Origin of the sequence: Polaromonas naphthalenivorans CJ2 (genome assembly GCF_000015505.1) — a bacterium.
In the GTDB taxonomy this organism is placed as follows: domain Bacteria; phylum Pseudomonadota; class Gammaproteobacteria; order Burkholderiales; family Burkholderiaceae_C; genus Polaromonas; species Polaromonas naphthalenivorans.
This window is the reverse complement of the sequence record NC_008781.1, coordinates 3,612,892-3,631,046: the sequence shown is the minus strand read 5'-3', so window position 1 is coordinate 3,631,046 and position 18,155 is coordinate 3,612,892. Positions and strand designations below refer to the sequence as shown.

The 18,155-nt window shown below is 63.6% G+C and carries 17 protein-coding genes; 13 read left to right on the top strand and 4 right to left on the bottom strand.

Features of this window, described 5'->3' with window-relative positions; all coding sequences use genetic code 11:
• The first annotated feature begins 1 nt into the window (after position 1).
• The 13 genes from PNAP_RS17085 (at position 2) to PNAP_RS27685 (ending at position 14,954) form a co-directional block, all read left to right on the top strand.
• Positions 2 to 1,492 carry a UDP-N-acetylmuramoyl-L-alanyl-D-glutamate--2,6-diaminopimelate ligase gene (locus tag PNAP_RS17085; RefSeq protein WP_011802790.1) on the top strand — a complete coding sequence of 497 codons (1,491 nt, stop codon included), beginning with the start codon at positions 2 to 4 and terminating at the stop codon, positions 1,490 to 1,492.
• Positions 1,489 to 2,889 carry a UDP-N-acetylmuramoyl-tripeptide--D-alanyl-D-alanine ligase gene (locus tag PNAP_RS17080; RefSeq protein WP_011802789.1) on the top strand — a complete coding sequence of 467 codons (1,401 nt, stop codon included), beginning with the start codon at positions 1,489 to 1,491 and terminating at the stop codon, positions 2,887 to 2,889. Before PNAP_RS17085 ends, PNAP_RS17080 begins: the two co-directional genes overlap by 4 nt.
• Positions 2,879 to 4,057: a phospho-N-acetylmuramoyl-pentapeptide-transferase gene (gene mraY / locus PNAP_RS17075; protein WP_011802788.1), complete on the top strand. Its 1,179-nt coding sequence runs from the start codon at positions 2,879 to 2,881 to the stop codon at positions 4,055 to 4,057. Before PNAP_RS17080 ends, mraY begins: the two co-directional genes overlap by 11 nt.
• Positions 4,054 to 5,565: a UDP-N-acetylmuramoyl-L-alanine--D-glutamate ligase gene (gene murD / locus PNAP_RS17070; protein ID WP_011802787.1), complete on the top strand. Its 1,512-nt coding sequence runs from the start codon at positions 4,054 to 4,056 to the stop codon at positions 5,563 to 5,565. Before mraY ends, murD begins: the two co-directional genes overlap by 4 nt.
• Positions 5,562 to 6,827, top strand: a complete 1,266-nt coding sequence (gene ftsW / locus PNAP_RS17065; protein ID WP_011802786.1) for a putative lipid II flippase FtsW — start codon at positions 5,562 to 5,564, stop codon at positions 6,825 to 6,827. The genes murD and ftsW overlap by 4 nt, the downstream gene beginning before the upstream one ends.
• A complete protein-coding gene (murG, locus tag PNAP_RS17060) occupies positions 6,824 to 7,906 on the top strand; it encodes an undecaprenyldiphospho-muramoylpentapeptide beta-N-acetylglucosaminyltransferase (RefSeq protein ID WP_011802785.1) in 1,083 nt (360 codons plus the stop codon). Before ftsW ends, murG begins: the two co-directional genes overlap by 4 nt.
• The gene (gene murC / locus PNAP_RS17055; protein ID WP_011802784.1) at positions 7,903 to 9,339 is read left to right on the top strand and encodes a UDP-N-acetylmuramate--L-alanine ligase; all 1,437 of its coding nucleotides are present in this window, start codon (positions 7,903 to 7,905) and stop codon (positions 9,337 to 9,339) included. The genes murG and murC overlap by 4 nt, the downstream gene beginning before the upstream one ends.
• Entirely contained in the window at positions 9,336 to 10,313 is a 978-nt protein-coding gene (locus PNAP_RS17050; RefSeq protein ID WP_011802783.1) for a D-alanine--D-alanine ligase, read from the top strand. The genes murC and PNAP_RS17050 overlap by 4 nt, the downstream gene beginning before the upstream one ends.
• Positions 10,314 to 10,321: 8 nt before the next feature.
• Positions 10,322 to 11,113: a cell division protein FtsQ/DivIB gene (locus PNAP_RS17045; protein ID WP_011802782.1), complete on the top strand. Its 792-nt coding sequence runs from the start codon at positions 10,322 to 10,324 to the stop codon at positions 11,111 to 11,113.
• A gap of 4 nt (positions 11,114 to 11,117) precedes the next feature.
• Entirely contained in the window at positions 11,118 to 12,347 is a 1,230-nt protein-coding gene (gene ftsA / locus PNAP_RS17040; protein ID WP_011802781.1) for a cell division protein FtsA, read from the top strand.
• A 141-nt stretch (positions 12,348 to 12,488) separates the two neighbouring features.
• Positions 12,489 to 13,673 carry a cell division protein FtsZ gene (gene ftsZ / locus PNAP_RS17035; RefSeq protein ID WP_011802780.1) on the top strand — a complete coding sequence of 395 codons (1,185 nt, stop codon included), beginning with the start codon at positions 12,489 to 12,491 and terminating at the stop codon, positions 13,671 to 13,673.
• A 147-nt stretch (positions 13,674 to 13,820) separates the two neighbouring features.
• On the top strand, positions 13,821 to 14,744 hold the full coding sequence (gene lpxC / locus PNAP_RS17030; protein ID WP_011802779.1) for a UDP-3-O-acyl-N-acetylglucosamine deacetylase: 924 nt from the start codon (positions 13,821 to 13,823) through the stop codon (positions 14,742 to 14,744).
• A gap of 33 nt (positions 14,745 to 14,777) precedes the next feature.
• Positions 14,778 to 14,954, top strand: coding sequence for a hypothetical protein (locus PNAP_RS27685; protein WP_011802778.1), 177 nt, complete (start codon positions 14,778 to 14,780; stop codon positions 14,952 to 14,954).
• A gap of 13 nt (positions 14,955 to 14,967) precedes the next feature.
• Here PNAP_RS27685 and ruvC read toward each other — a convergent pair whose 3' ends face one another.
• From ruvC to PNAP_RS17010, 4 genes are all read right to left on the bottom strand, one after another.
• Positions 14,968 to 15,516, bottom strand: coding sequence for a crossover junction endodeoxyribonuclease RuvC (ruvC, locus tag PNAP_RS17025; RefSeq protein WP_011802777.1), 549 nt, complete (start codon positions 15,514 to 15,516; stop codon positions 14,968 to 14,970).
• Positions 15,517 to 15,601: 85 nt separating this feature from the next.
• Positions 15,602 to 16,351, bottom strand: a complete 750-nt coding sequence (gene mtgA / locus PNAP_RS17020) for a monofunctional biosynthetic peptidoglycan transglycosylase (RefSeq protein ID WP_011802776.1) — start codon at positions 16,349 to 16,351, stop codon at positions 15,602 to 15,604.
• Positions 16,348 to 17,208, bottom strand: coding sequence for a shikimate dehydrogenase (gene aroE, locus PNAP_RS17015; RefSeq protein ID WP_011802775.1), 861 nt, complete (start codon positions 17,206 to 17,208; stop codon positions 16,348 to 16,350). Before aroE ends, mtgA begins: the two co-directional genes overlap by 4 nt.
• Before the next feature lie 50 nt (positions 17,209 to 17,258).
• Entirely contained in the window at positions 17,259 to 18,116 is an 858-nt protein-coding gene (locus PNAP_RS17010; RefSeq protein ID WP_041376774.1) for an energy transducer TonB, read from the bottom strand.
• Positions 18,117 to 18,155: the final 39 nt, after the last annotated feature.

The following is an 18,155-nucleotide window of genomic DNA, read 5'->3' as shown; positions in this document are numbered from 1 at the left end:
CATGCAACTTCACACCCCTGAGCAAGCCGCCTGCTGGCTGCATGAGCGCGTCATAGGTACGCTCTCGGCCGACAGCCGCAAGGCAGGCCAGGGCGACGGTTTTATCGCCTGGCCGGGTGCGGCCACCGATGGCCGCAACTATGTCAATGCCGCCCTGGCTGCCGGAGCAAGCGCCTGCCTGGTCGAACATGCGGGCGCGCAGGCTTACGGTTTCAATGATGACCGGGTTGCAACTTATGCGGGACTCAAGGCGGCAACCGGCCCAATGGCCGCTGCTTATTTTGGAGCGCCCAGCGAGCAGTTGCAGGTAACGGCCATCACCGGCACCAATGGCAAGACCTCCACAGCTTGGTGGCTGGCGCAGGCCCTCGGCCGGCTGGGCCGCAAATGCGGCATTGTCGGAACGCTGGGCATTGGCGAGCCCGGTGCCATGGTGGCCAACGGGCTGACCACGCCCGACCCTGTGCTGCTGCAGCAGCAACTGCGGCGTTTTGCGGATGAAGGCTTCGCCGCCTGTGCCCTTGAAGCCTCTTCGATTGGCCTTGAAGAGGGGCGCCTGGATGGAACACGCATACAGATTGCTGTTTTCACCAATTTCACCCAGGACCATCTCGACTACCACGCGTCCATGCCGGACTACTGGCGCGCCAAGCAGATGCTGTTCAACTGGCCTGGTCTGCGCGCGGCCATCATCAATGTGGACGATAGCCGGGGCCTGGAGTTGAGCGCTGCGCTGGCGGGTACTTCGCTGGACGTCTGGACCTTGTCGTGCGCCGGTCCTGCAAGGCTTCAGGCTCAGGCCATCTGCCAAGGCGCGCATGACTTGAGCTTTGACGTGGTTGAAGGCGGCGAGCGCCACAGAATTTCAACCCCCATGGTCGGCCTCTACAACGTGTCGAATTTGCTGGGCGTCATGGCCAGCCTGCGGGCAATGGATGTGCCGCTGGCCGACGCCGTGGCGGCCTGTGCCGACCTGTTGCCCGTGCCCGGTCGCACCGAAACCCTGGCAGTTCCCGGTCTGCCCTTGGTTGTCATTGATTACGCGCACACGCCCGATGCACTTGAAAAAGTGCTGACGGCGCTCAACCCGGTTGCACAGGGCCGGGGCGGCCGGCTCTGGTGTGTTTTTGGCTGCGGTGGTGACCGTGATGCCGGCAAACGCCCCTTGATGGCGGCTGCGGCGGAAAAAAATGCAGATCAGCTGGTGATCACCAGCGACAACCCGCGCAGTGAAGACCCTGTGACCATCATCGGGCAGATGCTCAAGGGGCTGAGCCGGCCACAGGTCGCGCATGTGCAGGAAGACCGGCGTGCAGCCATAGCCCATGCGCTGCAACTCGCCCAGCCGCAGGATGTCGTCCTGCTGGCGGGCAAAGGACATGAAAATTATCAGGAGATCAAGGGAGTGAAGTTTGCATTTTCTGACCGGGACCAGGCGCAAGCCATCCTGGATGCCCTGGTGGCAACGCGCCAAGCGGAGGAGGCCGCATGATGAGCTTGCAGCAAGCCTTGGGCTGCTTGCCGTCGGCCCGGCTGGTGGGCGATGGCCATGTCGTGCCCCTGCGCGTTCATACCGACACGCGCAGCCTGCAGCCCGGCGACCTGTTCGTGGCGCTCAAGGGAGAGCATTTCGATGCGCATGAATTTCTGCCGCAAGCCAGGGCGCAGGGCGCCGTGGCAGCCATCGCCCAGCACGGTTTGCGGGAGGCCGGGTTGCCCGGTCTCGAAGTCGCGGACACCCGGCTGGCGTTGGGCCAGCTTGCCGCCGGCTGGCGTTCGCAATTCGGCCTGCCGCTGATTGCCGTCACCGGAAGCAACGGGAAAACCACGGTGACGCAGATGATTGCGGCCATTCTTCGGGCCTGGAAGCCGGACGCGGCCTTGGCGACCGAAGGCAACCTCAACAATGACATCGGCGTGCCGCTGACGCTGCTGCGCCTGCGCGCTTCACACCAGGTCGGCGTGATCGAGCTGGGAATGAACCACCCCGGCGAAATCGCCTATCTGGCTCATTTGGCCCGGCCCTCGGTGGCGCTGGTCAACAACGCCCAGCGGGAACACCTTGAGTTCATGGCAACGGTGGAAGCGGTTGCCCAAGAAAACGGTTCCGTGCTGGCGTCGCTTGATGCGGACGGGATTGCAGTTTTTCCGGCGGACGACGTTTATACCGCTGTCTGGCGCCGTCTGGCGGGAGAGCGGCAGGTGCTGACTTTTGCGCTCGCTGCGCCGGCCGATGTGACTGCCAGCGCTCGCTGGGAAGGCGATGGCTGGCAGGTAGAAGCTCAAACTCCTTCTGGTCCGATTGAATTTTCACTGCATATCGCAGGGCGGCACAACGTCAAGAATGCATTAGCCGCAACCGCCAGCGCACTTGCGGCCGGTGTGCCGCTGTCCTTCATCGCCGCCGGCCTGTCAGCGTTTGTGCCGGTCAAGGGCCGCTCGCGCGCCCTGTCGGTCCCGCTGCAGGGGCGCAGCCTGACCCTGATCGACGACACCTACAACGCCAATCCCGACTCCATGCAGGCGGCCATTCAGGTTCTGGCCGAGTTGCCCGGACCGCGCCTGCTGGTCATGGGCGACATGGCCGAAGTCGGCAGCCAGGGGCCGCAATTTCACGACGAAGCCGGCCGCAACGCCGCTGCGCAAGGTATTGAAAAACTCTTCACGCTGGGCGAGCAGTCGCAAGGCGCATGCGCCGCTTTTGGCGAAGGCTGCCATTTCAGCGACATGGCTGAACTGACCGCCGCCGTGGTGGCAGAGCTTCCTCATGTCACAAGCATTTTGGTGAAAGGCTCGCGATTCATGAAGATGGAGCGCATCGTTCAGGCCGTCGTGACCGCCGGTAGCGATTTACAACCCTACGAGAAGAAAGAGCCTCATGCTGCTTAGCCTGGCCCAATGGCTCCAGACCATTTCCCCCGAGTTGGGATTCCTGCGGGTATTCCAGTACCTGACTTTTCGTGCCCTGATGGCTGCCATGACGGCGCTGCTGATTGGCTTGCTGGCCGGCCCCTTCGTCATTCGCCGGCTGATTTCACTCAAGATTGGCCAGCCGATCCGCGAATACGCCATGCAGACACATTTGAGCAAGAGCGGCACGCCAACCATGGGCGGCGTGCTGATTTTGCTGGCCATCGGCATCTCGACCCTGCTGTGGTTCGACCTGTCCAACCGCTTTGTCTGGATCGTGCTGCTGGTCACCCTGGGTTTCGGCGCCATCGGCTGGGTCGATGACTGGCGCAAGGTGGTGCTCAAGGATCCGGAAGGCATGCGTTCGCGTGAAAAATATCTCTGGCAATCGGTCGTTGGGCTGATTGCCGCCCTGTACCTCGTGTTCAGCATCTCCGAAAGTTCCAATCTTCGGGTGCTGGAGTTGTTCATGAACTGGGTGCGCTCGGGGCTGGATGTCAATCTGCCGCCCAAGGCCGGTTTGCTGGTGCCCTTCATGAAGGAGATCAGCTATCCGCTGGGCGTGTTCGGGTTCGTGATCCTGACCTATCTGGTGATCGTCGGCTCCAGCAATGCCGTCAACCTGACCGACGGACTCGATGGACTGGCCATCATGCCGGTGGTCATGGTCGGCTCGTCGCTGGGCGTGTTTGCCTATGTGACCGGCAGTTCGGTGTATTCCAAATACCTGTTGTTCCCGCATATTCCGGGCTCGGGCGAACTGCTGATCTTTTGCGCCGCCATGGCCGGTTCCGGGCTGGCATTCTTGTGGTTCAACACCCATCCGGCGCAGGTCTTCATGGGCGACGTGGGCGCGCTGGCGCTGGGCGCGGCGCTGGGCACCATCGCCGTCATCGTGCGCCAGGAAATCGTGCTGGCCATCATGGGCGGGATTTTTGTCGTCGAGGCCCTGTCGGTCATGTTGCAAGTGACCTGGTTCAAATACACCAAGCGGCGCTACGGGCAGGGCCGACGGCTTTTCCAGATGGCGCCGCTGCATCATCATTTTGAAAAATGCGGATGGAAGGAAACCCAGGTGGTTGTCCGTTTCTGGATCATCACCATGCTGCTGTGCCTGGTCGGCCTTTCAACGCTCAAGCTCAGATGAAAAACCTGGCGCATCAAAACATTCTTGTCCTGGGGCTGGGTGCTTCGGGTCTGGCGCTGGCGCGCTGGTGCGTCCGCTGCGGCGCGCATGTCACCGTGGCTGATACCCGGTCTGCACCGCCGCAGCTGGCGTCCTTGCAAGACAGTGTGCCGGCGGCCAAATTCGTGACTTCCCCGATGGACGGGGCGCTGCTGGCTGGCACCGCCTTCGACCTGGTGCTGAAAAGCCCCGGCCTGTCGCCTGCCTCCATCAGCGGTGTGCTGGCGGCGGCCCAAGCGCAAGGCATTCCTTGCGGCAACGAACTCAGCCTGTTTGCACAGGCGCTGGCCGACTTGAAGGAAGACCTGGCTTATGCACCGAAGGTGGTCGGCATCACCGGCACCAACGGCAAAACCACGGTGACCTCGCTGACCGGCCAGCTCATTGAGCGTGCCGGGAAATCGGTGGCGGTTGCCGGCAATATCGGCCCGACGCTGCTCGACACCCTGACCGGCAAGCTCGACGAACATGCCCGTGATCCGTCAGCAGCGCTGCCTGAATTCTGGGTGCTGGAGCTGTCCAGCTTCCAGCTCGATGGCGTGACGAACTTCGAGCCTGACGTGGCAACGGTCCTGAACATCACCCAGGATCACCTGGACTGGCATGAAACCCTGCCGGCTTATGCCGCTGCCAAGTCGCATGTCTATGGCCGCAGTGGACTCATGCTGCTGAATCGCAATGATCCCCTGGTGATGACGGCAGTGCCCGCACTGGTGAAGGGCAAACCAGGCCGAAGCTACCTGACGTTTGGCGGCGATGAGCCCAAGCGTCCCGGCGACTACGGGATTGAAACCGTCAACGGCATGGCCTGGCTGGTGCGCGCGGCAGAGGCTGATGAAACCATCAAGCGCCGCAAGGCTGAAGAGCTGGTGCTGCACATCCAGCGCCTGATGCCACTCGAAGCCCTGCGTATCCAGGGCCGCCACAACGCCACCAATGCGCTGGCCGCGCTCGGCCTGGCGGTTGCCGTGGGTTGTCCGCTGGCGCCCATGCTGCATGGCCTGCGCGAATATCGGGGCGAGCCGCACCGGGTTGAATCCGTGGCCGTGCTGGAGGGGATTGAGTATTTTGACGACAGCAAGGGCACCAATGTCGGCGCCACGGTCGCGGCGCTGGCCGGCCTGGGCAGCGAGCGCAAGCTGGTGCTGATTCTGGGCGGCGAAGGCAAGGGACAGGATTTTTCGCCGCTGGCCGATCCGGTGGCGCGTTATGTCCGTGTCGTGGTGCTGATAGGCCGTGACGCGCCGCTTATTCGGGCCGCACTGCAAGGCAGCCGGGTAGAACTGCTGGACGCCGCGTCCATGCAGGAAGCCGTCAGCCTGGCGGCCGGCCAGGCCCGCCCGGGCGACGCGGTGCTGATGTCGCCGGCCTGCGCCAGTTTTGACATGTTCGACAACTATGAGCATCGCGCCCGGGTCTTTTGCGAGGCGGTGCAGGAACTGGCCGTGGAACAGGGGGCTGTGCTGTGACCGCCAAAACACGTCCTTCCAACTGGAGATCCGGTTGGTTTTCAGGTTTCGGCAAGGCCGCTTCGGATGCCTTGCCGGTCCGCCTGGGCGGTCGCAGCCTTCCTGTCAAGCTGGCAACGCCGGTTCGCCTGGCAGGACTGGACTGGGCGCTGGTCTGGGTCACGGTGGCCTTGCTGCTGTCGGGACTGGTCATGGTGTATTCGGCCTCGGTGGCCATGCCTGACAACCCCAAGTTTGCGCGCTATGCCCATACCTTTTTCCTGACACGGCATGTGTTTTCGCTGGTCATGGCTGCGCTCGCCGCCTATCTGGCGTTTCAGATACCGATGTCAACCTGGGAAAAATACGCTCCCTGGCTGTTTCTGGCTTCCCTGGCGCTGCTGGTGCTGGTGCTGGTTCCCTTTATCGGCAAGGGCGTCAATGGCGCGCGGCGCTGGATTCCCCTGGGGTTCATGAACTTCCAGCCCTCGGAACTGGCGAAATTCGCCGTGCTTCTGTATGCCGCCAATTACATGGTGCGCAAGATGGAAGTCAAGGAACGCTTCTTTCGCGCCGTGCTGCCGATGGCTTTTGCGGTCGGCATCGTCGGCGTGCTTCTGCTGGCCGAACCTGACATGGGTGCTTTCATGGTGATTTCGGTCATTGCCATGGGGATTCTTTTTCTGGGCGGTGTCAATGCCCGGATGTTCTTTGTCATTTCAGCCGTGGTGGTGGTGGCTTTTGGCATGATGGTGATGCTCAGTGAATGGCGGCGCGAGCGGATTTTTGCCTACATGGACCCGTGGAACGAAAAATACTCCATGGGCAAGGGCTACCAGCTGTCACACTCGCTGATTGCCTTTGGCCGGGGTGAAATCTTTGGCGTTGGCTTGGGCGGCAGCATCGAAAAACTCCACTGGCTGCCTGAAGCGCATACCGACTTCCTGATGGCCGTGATCGGCGAAGAGTTTGGCCTCATTGGCGTGCTGGTGGTGATTGGCCTGTTCCTGTGGATGATTCGCCGCATCATCCACATTGGCCGCCAGTCCATCGCGCTTGACCGGCTGTTCTCTGGGCTGGTGGCCCAGGGTGTCGGCATCTGGATGGGTTTTCAGACCTTCATCAACATCGGCGTGAACCTGGGTGCCTTGCCCACCAAGGGCCTGACGCTGCCGCTGATGAGCTACGGCGGATCGGCCATCGTGATGAACCTGATTGCGCTGGGTGTGGTGCTCAGGATCGACTACGAGAACCGCGTTCTGATGCGCGGAGGCCGCGTATGAGCCGGCAGCGCTGCGCTCTGGTGATGGCCGGCGGGACCGGCGGCCATATCTTTCCCGGCCTGGCCGTGGCCGAAGCCTTGCGCGAGCGCGGCTGGCGCGTGCATTGGCTGGGCGGCAAGGGCAGCGCGGCCCGCCCCAGCATGGAAAGCCAGCTGGTACCGCCGCGCGGATTTTCCTTCGAAACCATCGACTTTTCCGGCGTGCGCGGCAAAGGTCCGGTCACGCTGGCGCTGTTGCCCCTGCGTCTTCTCAAGGCCTTCTGGCAGAGCGTGCAGGTCATCCGGCGCGTCAAGCCCGATGTGGTGGTGGGCCTGGGTGGGTACATCGCCTTTCCGGCCGGCATGATGAGCGTTCTGCTGGGCAAGCCGCTGGTGCTGCATGAGCAAAATTCGGTCGCCGGCATGGTCAACAAGGTGCTGGCCAGCGTGGCGGACCGTGTCTTTACCGCCTTTCCCGACGTGCTTAAAAAAGCCGAGTGGGTGGGCAATCCGCTGCGCCCGGCCTTTACCCGCCAGCTTGATCCGGCTGTCCGCTTTGCCCAGAGACGCGGGCCGCTCAAACTGCTGGTGGTCGGCGGCAGCCTGGGCGCTACCGCCCTGAATGAACTGGTTCCCAAGGCCCTGGCCCTGATTCCGGCGGCAAGCCGTCCGCAAGTCATCCATCAAAGCGGCGCCCGCCAGCTTGAAGCGCTGCGCGCCAACTACCAGGCCGCCGGTGTGAATGCCGAACTGACCCCTTTCATCGAAGACACCGCCCAGGCCTTTGCCGATGCCGACCTCATCATCTGCCGCGCGGGCGCCAGCACGGTGACCGAGATTGCCGCCGTTGGCGCTGCGGCGCTGTTCGTTCCCTTTCCCTCTGCCGTGGATGACCACCAGACCGTCAATGCGAAATTTCTGGTTGCGCATGGCGGCGGCTGGCTGGTGCAGCAGCGTGACCTTACCCCTTCAATCCTTGCCACAATGCTACAAAAAACAGAGCGCCTTGCGCTTGTGCAGTCTGCGCTACAAGCCAAAACCATGCAAAAAATCGATGCCACTTCCCATCTTGTCGCCGCCTGCGAGGAGCTTGCGCCATGAAACACGCCATCAAGCACATCCATTTCATCGGCCTGGGCGGCGCGGGCATGTCCGGCATTGCCGAAGTCCTGCACAACCTGGGCTATGTCATCTCCGGCTCTGACCTGTCCGACAGCGCCACGCTGCAGCGCCTGGCCGGCCTGGGCATCCAGACCTTTGTTGGCCATGCCGCAGCCAACCTGGTCGATGTCGATGCGGTGGTGACTTCCACGGCGGTGCATGCCGACAACCCCGAAGTGCTGGCCGCGCGCGAAAAACACATTCCCGTGGTGCCGCGCGCGCTGATGCTGGCCGAGCTGATGCGCTTCAAGCAGGGCATTGCGATTGCCGGAACCCATGGCAAAACCACCACCACCAGCCTGGTGGCCAGCGTGCTGGCCGAAGGCGGCCTGGACCCGACCTTCGTGATCGGTGGCCGGCTCAACAGCGCCGGCGCCAATGCCAAGCTGGGTTCGGGCGACTACATCGTGGTCGAGGCCGATGAGTCGGATGCATCCTTCCTGAACCTGCTGCCCGTCATGGCGGTGGTGACTAATATCGACGCTGACCACATGGAAACCTATGGGCACGACTTTGGCAATCTCAAGAAGGCCTTTGTCGATTTTCTGCGCCGCATGCCTTTCTACGGCACGGCGATCCTGTGCACCGATGACCCGGTGGTTCGCCAGATCGTTCCCGAGATGTCCTGCCCCATCACCAGCTATGGCTTGAACGAAGAAGCCCAGGTGCGCGCCATCAATGTGCGTGCCGTCGGTGCGCAAATGCATTTCACCGCGCAGCGGCGCAATGGCGTCAAGCTGCCCGACCTGGACGTGGTGCTTAATTTGGCCGGACAGCACAACGTGCTCAACGCCCTGGCAGCCATCGCCGTTGCGGTCGAGCTGAACGTGCCGGACGCCGCCGTGCAAAAGGCGCTTTCCGATTTCACCGGGGTGGGGCGGCGCTTCCAGAGCTACGGCGAACTGCCTGCCCGGGACGGCGGCCGGTTCACGGTGATTGAAGATTACGGCCATCACCCGGTAGAAGTCGCCGCCACGCTGTCGGCTGCGCGCGGTGCGTTTCCGGGGCGGCGGCTGGTGCTGGCTTTTCAGCCGCACCGCTACAGCCGCACCCGCGACTGTTTCGAGGATTTCGTCAAGGTGATCAGCAGCCATGCCGATGCGGTCCTGCTGGCCGAGGTGTATGCCGCCGGCGAAACGCCCATCGTGGCCGCCGACGGCCGCTCCCTGGCGCGTGCCCTGCGCGTGGCCGGCAAGGTCGAGCCGGTTTTCGTGGACAGCATCCATGACATGCCCCAGGCGATCGTGGATGCGGCGCAGGACGGCGACATCGTCATGTGCATGGGTGCCGGCTCCATCGGGCTGGTGCCGGCCAAGGTCGTTGCCATGCTGCAGTTTCAGGAAGTGAACGTGCTGGAAGGACAATGCGCATGAGCCCGAATCCCTCCAGTTTTGGCAAGGTCGCCGTCCTCATGGGCGGGCGCTCCGCCGAGCGTGAAATTTCGCTGATGTCAGGAAGCGGCGTGGTGCAGGCGCTGCGCTCGCAAGGCATTGATGCCCATGCCTTCGATCCGGCCGAGCGCGACCTGGGCGAGCTGAAAACGGGCGGCTTTGCGCGCTGTTTCATCGCGCTGCATGGCCGCTTCGGCGAAGACGGCACGGTGCAGGGCGCGCTCGAACTGCTCGGCATTCCCTACACCGGCTCGGGCGTCATGGCGTCGAGCATGGCGATTGACAAGGTCATGACCAAGCGCCTGCTGCTGTCCGAAAGCCTGCCCACGCCGCGCTATGTGCTGCTGCGCCGGGGCGGCTATAGCCCGGCACAGGTCGATGCCATCGTCGATACGCTGGGCTTGCCGCTGATCGTCAAGCCCGCGCGCGAAGGCTCATCGCTGGGCCTGAGCAAGGTCACCGAACGAGCTGCCATGGCCGCAGCCGTCGCGCTGGCCGAAAAGATGGATGCCGACATTCTCTGCGAGCAGTTCATCAGCGGCGACGAAGTGACCTGCCCGGTGCTGGGCACCGGCGAGCAGGCGCGGGCGCTGCCGGTGATCCGCATCGTGGCGCCCGAGGGCAACTACGACTACCAGAACAAATACTTCACCGACACCACGCAATACCTGGTGCCCTGCGGGCTGCCCGCCGGCGAGGAAGCCGCCATCCAGCAACTGGTGCTGCAGGCCTTTCGCACGCTCAACTGCCGTGGCTGGGCACGCGCCGATGTGATGATCGACCAGGCCACGCGCAAGCCCTACCTGCTGGAGATCAATACCTCGCCCGGCATGACCGGGCACTCGCTGGTGCCGATGTCCGCACGGGCGGCCGGCATTTCCTATGAAGCGCTGTGCGTTGAAGTGCTGAAAACCGCATTGCTCGACCACCAGCCCCGGGATGGAAGCCTGCCGTGAGCCGCACCATGCCACTGCCAGTACCCCTGCCGCCAGACGTCAGGCTCATGAACACCGTGTCGGTGCTTCTGTGCCTGGGTTTTGCCGCCATGGTGCTGTCGCTGGGCATGGCCTGGCTGGTACACCAGCCGGCATTCAACCTGAGCGCCATCCGGGTCGGCGGTGAACTGACGCACAACAACGCCGTCACCCTGCGTGCCAACGTGGCGCCCAAGCTGGCTGGCAATTTCCTCACGGTCGATCTGGAAGCGACTCGCGAAGCCTTCGAGACCGTGCCCTGGGTTCGCCGGGCCGTGGTGCAGCGCGAATTTCCAAATCGCCTGAAGGTCGTGCTTTATGAGCACAAGGCCGTGGCCTACTGGGGGCCGGAAGGCGATGCCCGGCTGGTCAACAACCAGGGTGAAGTGTTCGAGGCCAACCCGGGCGACGTCGAAACCGAGGAGTTGCCGCTGCTCAGCGGACCCAAGGGTCAGGCGCCGCAGGTGTTGCAGGCTTATCAGACGCTCCTTCCCCTGTTTGAAGAGATGGATGCGGTGCTGGAGCAGTTGCAGCTGAGTGAGCTGGGCAACTGGCGCGCGCAACTCGACAGCGGCGCCGTGATTGAACTGGGGCATGGCTCGCTGGCTGAAGTCCAGGCGCGTACACGGCGGTTTATTGACACGGTGACGCAGGTGGCGTCCCGGTTTGGACGCGATGTGGAGTCAGCCGACCTGCGTTACGGCAGCGGCTATGCGCTCAAGCTCCGAGGCGTCACCACCGGCGAGATCGGTGACAAAGACGAGAAAAAAAAGAAAAGGTAAATCAATGGCCAAAGAATACAAAGATCTGGTGGTAGGGCTGGACATCGGGACGAGCAAGATCATGGTCGTGGTCGCCGAAGTCATGCCCGGCGGCCAGCTCAAGCTGGCCGGCCTGGGAATTGCCGCCAGCCAGGGTCTTAAACGCGGCGTGGTGGTCAACATCGACGCCACCGTGCATAGCATCCAGCAGGCCCTCAAGGAGGCCGAACTCATGGCCGACTGCAAGATCGGCCGCGTCTTCACCGGCATCACCGGCAGCCATATCCGGGGCATCAATTCCAGCGGCATGGTGGCGGTGAAGGACAAGGAAGTCACGCAGGCCGATGTGACCCGTGTCATCGAAACCGCCAAGGCCATCAACATCTCGACCGACCAGCGTCTGCTGCTGGTCGAGCCGCAGGAATTCGTGATCGACGGCCAGGATGTGCGCGAGCCCATCGGCATGAGCGGACTGCGCCTGGAGGCCAAGGTGCATATCGTGACCGGCGCCCAAAGCGCGGCTGAAAACATCATCAAGTGCGTGCGCCGCTGCGGCCTGGAAGTGGACCAGCTGATGCTCAACCCGCTGGCGTCCAGCCAGTCGGTGCTGACGCAGGACGAGCAGGAACTGGGCGTGGCGATGGTCGATATCGGCGCCGGCACCACCGACGTGGCGATTTTTACCGGCGGCGCCATCCGGCACACCGCCGTGATCCCGATTGCCGGCGACCTGATCACCAGCGACATCGCCATGGCGCTGCGCACGCCCACCAAGGACGCCGAGGACATCAAGGTTGAAAACGGTTGCGCCAAACAGCTGCTGGCCGACCCCGACACCCAGGTCGAAGTGCCGGGCCTGGGCGACCGCGGCCCACGCATGCTGAGCAAGCAGGCGCTGGCCGGCGTGATTGAGCCGCGTGTCGAGGAAATTTACCTGCTGGTGCAGCAGGTGATCCGTGAATCAGGCTATGAAGAGGTGCTGTCCTCGGGCATCGTCATCACCGGCGGCAGCGCGATGATGCCTGGCATGATCGAACTCGGCGAAGACATTTTTCTCAAGCCGGTGCGGCGCGGCCTGCCGCGCTATTCCGGTGCGCTGTCGGACATGGTGGCCCAGACCCGGGCGGCCACTGTGATGGGGTTGCTTGAAGAAGCCCGGCTGGCCCGCATTCGCGGTTTCAAGGTGTCACAAAAAGCCGGCAGCATGCACAGCGCCTTTGGCCGGGTCAAAGACTGGTTCGTGGGGAACTTCTGATGACCACAATGCCCCGCTTCTTCGGCTGCCCCTGGCTCCGAACCCATTCAGGAGGAGCCGATCCACCGGCCTGACCAGCCATGTTTCGCGAAAAATTTTGAAAAACTTTATCAACACAACTTACTGAGGACGAGGTTCCCAATGACTATAGAAATGATTGAAATCCAGGAGTTCAACCAGGGCACGCAAATCAAGGTGATCGGGGTCGGCGGCGGCGGCGGCAACGCGGTCGGCCACATGATTCACTGCGGTGTGCAGGGCGTTGAATTCATCTGCGCCAACACCGACGCGCAAGCACTGAACCGCGGCAGCGCGCACAAGAACATCCAGCTGGGCTCCAGCGGGCTGGGCGCCGGCAGCAAGCCCGAAAAAGGGCGTGACGCGGCCGAGCTGGCCGTCGAGGACATCCGCAGCGCCATCAGCGGCGCGCACATGCTCTTCATCACCGCCGGCATGGGCGGCGGCACCGGCACCGGCGCTGCCCCGGTGATTGCGCGCGTGGCCAAGGAAATGGGCATTTTGACCGTCGGCGTGGTGACCAAGCCGTTCGACTTCGAGGGTGGCCGCCGCATGACCAATGCCGACATCGGCCTGGCCGAACTGGAAGCCAACGTCGATTCGCTGATCGTGGTGCTCAACGAAAAGCTGCTCGAAGTGCTGGGCGACGACGTGACGCAGGACGAGGCTTTCGCGCATGCCAACGACGTGCTGAAAAACGCCGTTGGCGGCATCGCCGAAATCATCAATGTGCCTGGCCATGTCAATGTTGACTTCGAAGACGTGCGCACCGTCATGGGCGAGCCCGGCAAGGCCATGATGGGAACGGCCCGGGCCAGCGGCCCCGACCGCGCCCGCATCGCCGCCGAGCAGGCCGTGGCCTGCCCCTTGCTCGAAGGCATCGACCTGTCGGGCGCCAAGGGCGTGCTGGTGCTGATCTCGGCGGCCAAGGGTTCGCTCAAGCTGAACGAATCCAAGCTGGCCATGAACACCGTTCGCGCCTACGCATCGCCCGATGCGCATGTGATCTACGGCACGGCCTACGACGACGAGCTGGGCGAGGACATCCGTGTCACCGTGGTGGCGACCGGCCTGAGCCGCCAGGGCCAGGAAGCTCGCGGCAACGTCGCGCCGCTGCAGGTGCTTCGCGGCGCCGGCCAGAACGCCGCTGGCGTGCCGGGCCTGAAGCAGCCCGATTACGGCAACATGGCCCGGCCCAGCGTGTGGGGAAGCAACCGCACCCAGGCGGCCGCCAAGATTGATGCGCTGGCGTCAGGCGGCATGGATGACTTTGAAATTCCTGCCTTCCTGCGCCGCCAGGCCGACTGACCGTGCATGCGTTGGCCCAGGCCTGCCCCGGCAGGCCTGGGGCATGGCCTGCCATTTTCGGATTGCCACCCTCTGACGCCCGGCGTGTCGCGCGGGCTTGGGCCGGTTGTGCCCTGTCCTGAACGCAGCAAAAATTAAAATACCCCCATGCTCGCTCAAAGAACTCTCAAATCCCTGACCAAGGCGGTTGGCGTCGGGCTGCACAGCGGCCAGCGGGTCGAGTTGACCCTGCGGCCAGCGCCTCCCGATAGCGGCATCGTGTTCCGGCGCGTCGATTTGCCGGAGCCGGTCGATATCGTCATCTCGCCCGAAGCCGTGACCGACACCCGGCTGGCATCGACCATTTCCAGCGGCAGCGCCAAGGTCCACACCGTCGAGCACCTGATGTCGGCCTGCGCCGGCCTGGGGCTGGACAACCTGATCATCGACATCACCGCCGAAGAAGTGCCGATTCTGGACGGCTCGGCGTCCTCGTTCGTGTTTTTGCTGCAGTCCGCCGGCATTGCGCTGCAGGACGCGCCCAAGCGTTTTGTGCGCATCCTCAAGCCCGTCGAGGTCCGCGAAGGCGAGGGCGCCAATGTGAAGTGGGCGCGCCTGAGCCCTTACGAGGGCTACAAGCTGAGCTTTGAAATCGACTTCGACCATCCCGCCGTGGATTCCACCGGCCAGCGCGTCGAGTTCGACATGGGCTCGGGCGGCTACAGCCGGGACATCGCCCGGGCGCGCACCTTCGGCTTCACCAAGGATGTCGAAATGATGCGGGCCAACGGACTGGCGCTGGGCGGCGGGCTCGACAACGCCATCGTCATGGACGACTACAAGGTGCTCAACAGCGAAGGCCTGCGCTACAACGACGAATTCGTGAAGCACAAGATCCTCGATGCCATGGGCGACCTGTACCTGCTGGGCAAGCCGCTGCTGGCCGCCTACAGCGCGTTTCGCTCGGGCCACGCCATGAACAACAAGCTGCTGCGCGAGTTGCAGGCCCATCCCGAGGCCTACGAAATCGTCACCTTCGACGACGAAAAAAGCGCTCCCAAGGGTTTTTCAACCCTGCCGCGCGCCTGGTAAGGCGCCGCCACCGGCACCCCGGGAGTTCAGGCCATGCTGCTGTTTCGCTGGATGCTGTTGTTCGCGCTGCTGGCCGCCCTGGTGTGCTTCATGTTCTACGCTGGCACCGGGCAGTTGCGCTTCAGGCACTACGGCTGGGTGGTGCTGAAGTGGGCCTTGATTGCCGCCTTCGGGTTTTTTGGCGTGCTGATTCTGGAGCGGGTGGCGTAGCCGCCCGTCACCGTCACCGGCTGCGCCCGGCGCGGTAGTTGCCGTCCATCTTGCCGCCGGCTTCGCTGGCCAGCGCCAGCCGCGCCATCGCCGTGCCGACATGCGCATGGGTAATCGCCAGCCCCAGCGCGTCGGCGGCATCCTTGCCCGGCAGCGACGGCAGCTTTAAAAGACGCATGACCATTTGCTGCACCTCGGCCTTGCCGGCCTTGCCATAGCCGGCCACGGCTTTTTTCATTTGCAGCGCGGTGTATTCGGCCACCGCCAAGTCGCTGGACACCAGCGCCGTGATGCAGGCGCCACGCGCCTGTCCGAGCAGCAGCGTGGCCTGCGGGTTGACGTTGACGAACACGATCTCGACCGAAGCGACCTCGGGCTGGTAGCGCTGCACGACCTCGCGCACGCCGTCGAACAGCACCTTCAGGCGGCCCGGTAAATCCTTTGTGTCCAGATGCGTGGTCTTGATGGTGCCGCTGGCCACGTAGCGCAGGTGCGGACCGTCCATATCGACCACGCCAAAGCCGGTGATCTGCAAGCCCGGATCGATTCCCAGTATATGCATTTGCTATGAATTCAGTAGCTATTTGTGCAAGCGGGTATTGCGCAAGAGCACGAAATGGCTTGTAAAAAGATGAAAAAATCGGCGCTCATGGCACTTCCACGCCGCCCATGCGCGCCGCGATGGTCCGGGCGCGCGAGGCCAGGTAGCCCGAGCCGGTGTGGGTCTCGAAATACTTGGGCCGGGGCAGCATCACCGCCAGCCGGGCGGCCTCGACGGCGTTCAGGCGCGCGGCCGGCTTGCGGTAGTAGTGCTGGGCGGCGGCCTCGGCGCCAAAAACGCCTTCGCCCCATTCGACGTTGTTGAGATAAATCTCAAGGATGCGCTGCTTGCTGAGCAGGGATTCGAGCATCAGCGTCAGCAGCAGCTCCTGGCCCTTGCGCAGCAGCGTGCGTTCGCCGGACAGGAACAAATTCTTGGCCAGTTGCTGGGTGATGGTGGAGCCGCCAAATATTTTTGGCGGCTTCACGGCCGGCGCTTTGGACTTGCCCTCGGCCAGCCGGCTCATGGATTGCGCGGCGCGTTCCTCGGCCTGGGTGTTTTTCTCCCAGGCCTTTTCCAGCGCGTCCATGTCAACGCCCTCGTGCACGGTGAAGCTGGCGTCTTCCGAGGCAATGATGGCGCGCTTGAGGTGGTTTGATACCTGCGCGTAGGGCACCCATTGCTGGCGCCATTTGAGCGTGCCGGTGTTGCTGGCGACCTGCCAGGCTTCCGAGCGCTCAAAGGCCGTTGATTCGGGATTCACGACCCGCATCAGCGCGATGCGCGCCACGAAATAAAGCTGCAGCGCCAGGCCGGCCAGCAAGGCCAGGACCAGCAGGCGCGCCAGTGCCTTCATGCCAGCAGCAAGCGCAGTTCCTGCAGCACCTGCGCCGCTGGCGGACGCACGCCGCGCCACAATGAAAACGATTCGGCAGCCTGCTCGACCAGCATGCCCAGGCCGTCGCGCGGGCTGGCGCCATGCTCGCGCGCCCAGGCCATGAAGCCGGCCGCCGCTGGGCCGTACATCATGTCGTAAGCCAGCGCGCCGGGCTTGAGCACGCTGCCGGCCACCGGCACGGCGCTGCCTGCAAGGCTGCTGGCGCTGGCATTGACAATCACATCGAACTCACCCTCTACCGCATGCGGCTCCTGCACCAGTAGCTCTGTTTTTTGTAGCACTGTCTGCAGCGAGGCATGCGCCCTGTGACGCGCCGCCAGCGCCTCGGCCTTGGCCAGTGTGCGGTTGACCAGCACCAGCCGGCGCGGCCCGGCCGCCAGCAGCGGCCCCAGCACGCCCGCGCCCGCGCCGCCCGCGCCAATCAAGAGCACGTCGCGCCCGGCCAGCGGCACGCCCGCGTTGACCTGGATGTCATTGACCAGCCCGACGCCATCGGTGTTGTCCGCATGAATCTTGCTGTTTTCCATCACCAGCGTGTTGACGGCCTGGGCCAACTGCGCCCGGTCGCTGCGGGTGTTTGCGGCTTGAAACGCCTCGAACTTGAACGGCACGGTGACATTGCAGCCGCGCACGCCGTCCTGGACCAGTTGCGCCAGCGTGGCCGCAAACCCGTCCAGCGGCACCAGGCAGCGCTGGTAGTCGATGGCCTGCCCGGCCAGCTCGGCAAAACGCGCATGGATCTGCGGGGATCGGCTGTGGGCAATCGGGTTGCCGAGCACAAAATAGCGGTCGATTGCCGCGTTATCGCTGGTCATGGCTGGATCTTCTTTGTCAAAAATTGTGAGTACCACCGCGTTGCCGGGGCTCAGCGGTGGGTGAGCTTGGTTTCCAGGCTGTCATCGCGTCCGAAGTTGAAGCTGGACACCACCACGATCTGGTCGGCCTTGCCGCGCATGGCCTCGCTGAACGGCTCAAACGGGCCGGCGCCCTGCACCAGGCTTTGCGCCCAGCGGTCAAGCGTCGGGTTGCCCGAGCTTTGCACCACCTCGGTCGCCAGCACGTTGCCGTCGGCATTGACCGTCATCGTCATGGTCAACTCGCCATACAGCTTCTTGCCGGCCATCTGCGGAAAGTTCAGCGTTCCCTTTTTCTCGATCTTGCGGCGCATCGCATCGTAATACACCGCATACACCTCTTCGCGCGTGGACGGGCTGATGTAGCGCCTGGCGGGCTGTTCGCCGTCTTCGTTGATGCGCCGTTCAATCTCGGCCAGCAGCTTGATGAGCTGCTTGCGCCTTTCCTCCTGCTCGGTCTGCGCGCGCAGGTGCGACGGCACGCTCAGGTCGGGCGGCGGCATGGCGGCCAGTTCCTTTTTGGTTTGCAGCAGCAGCTGGGTCTGCTGTTCCTTGATGGATTCGATCTGGCGCCGCTCGTTTTCATCTTCCTGCGCATCGCCGGTCTTCATCACCAGGGCCGGCGGCAGCGGCGAGGTGGCGCGGCCTTTTTCAAGCTCGCCGCCGCCGGCCAGCGACGCCTGCGCAATCGCCTTGGCGTGTTCATCGGGCGTCTCGGTGGATTTGGTGTTGACCAGGATCACTTCAAGCGGCGTGTCCTGAAACACGCGGTTGAAGCGTTCCGGATCGACAAAACGCACCGCCAGCAGCGCCGCATGCGCAGCCAGCGAGACACCCAGGGCAATCTGCAGGGTGCTGGGTGATTTCACAAGGGACGGGCGGGGTTTCGGCTTCACGGGGCGATGCCT

What these genes read in the sequence shown, in the direction of transcription:
- aroE (WP_011802775.1), bottom strand. Translation starts at nt 17,208, where the DNA reads ATGACCAGCGATAACGCGGCAATCGACCGCTATTTTGTGCTCGGCAAC.
- murC (WP_011802784.1), top strand. Translation starts at nt 7,903, where the DNA reads ATGAAACACGCCATCAAGCACATCCATTTCATCGGCCTGGGCGGCGCG.
- ruvC (WP_011802777.1), bottom strand. Translation starts at nt 15,516, where the DNA reads ATGCATATACTGGGAATCGATCCGGGCTTGCAGATCACCGGCTTTGGC.
- ftsA (WP_011802781.1), top strand. Translation starts at nt 11,118, where the DNA reads ATGGCCAAAGAATACAAAGATCTGGTGGTAGGGCTGGACATCGGGACG.
- lpxC (WP_011802779.1), top strand. Translation starts at nt 13,821, where the DNA reads ATGCTCGCTCAAAGAACTCTCAAATCCCTGACCAAGGCGGTTGGCGTC.
- PNAP_RS17045 (WP_011802782.1), top strand. Translation starts at nt 10,322, where the DNA reads ATGCCACTGCCAGTACCCCTGCCGCCAGACGTCAGGCTCATGAACACC.
- PNAP_RS27685 (WP_011802778.1), top strand. Translation starts at nt 14,778, where the DNA reads ATGCTGCTGTTTCGCTGGATGCTGTTGTTCGCGCTGCTGGCCGCCCTG.
- mraY (WP_011802788.1), top strand. Translation starts at nt 2,879, where the DNA reads ATGCTGCTTAGCCTGGCCCAATGGCTCCAGACCATTTCCCCCGAGTTG.
- PNAP_RS17080 (WP_011802789.1), top strand. Translation starts at nt 1,489, where the DNA reads ATGATGAGCTTGCAGCAAGCCTTGGGCTGCTTGCCGTCGGCCCGGCTG.
- murG (WP_011802785.1), top strand. Translation starts at nt 6,824, where the DNA reads ATGAGCCGGCAGCGCTGCGCTCTGGTGATGGCCGGCGGGACCGGCGGC.
- ftsZ (WP_011802780.1), top strand. Translation starts at nt 12,489, where the DNA reads ATGACTATAGAAATGATTGAAATCCAGGAGTTCAACCAGGGCACGCAA.
- PNAP_RS17085 (WP_011802790.1), top strand. Translation starts at nt 2, where the DNA reads ATGCAACTTCACACCCCTGAGCAAGCCGCCTGCTGGCTGCATGAGCGC.
- mtgA (WP_011802776.1), bottom strand. Translation starts at nt 16,351, where the DNA reads ATGAAGGCACTGGCGCGCCTGCTGGTCCTGGCCTTGCTGGCCGGCCTG.
- murD (WP_011802787.1), top strand. Translation starts at nt 4,054, where the DNA reads ATGAAAAACCTGGCGCATCAAAACATTCTTGTCCTGGGGCTGGGTGCT.
- PNAP_RS17050 (WP_011802783.1), top strand. Translation starts at nt 9,336, where the DNA reads ATGAGCCCGAATCCCTCCAGTTTTGGCAAGGTCGCCGTCCTCATGGGC.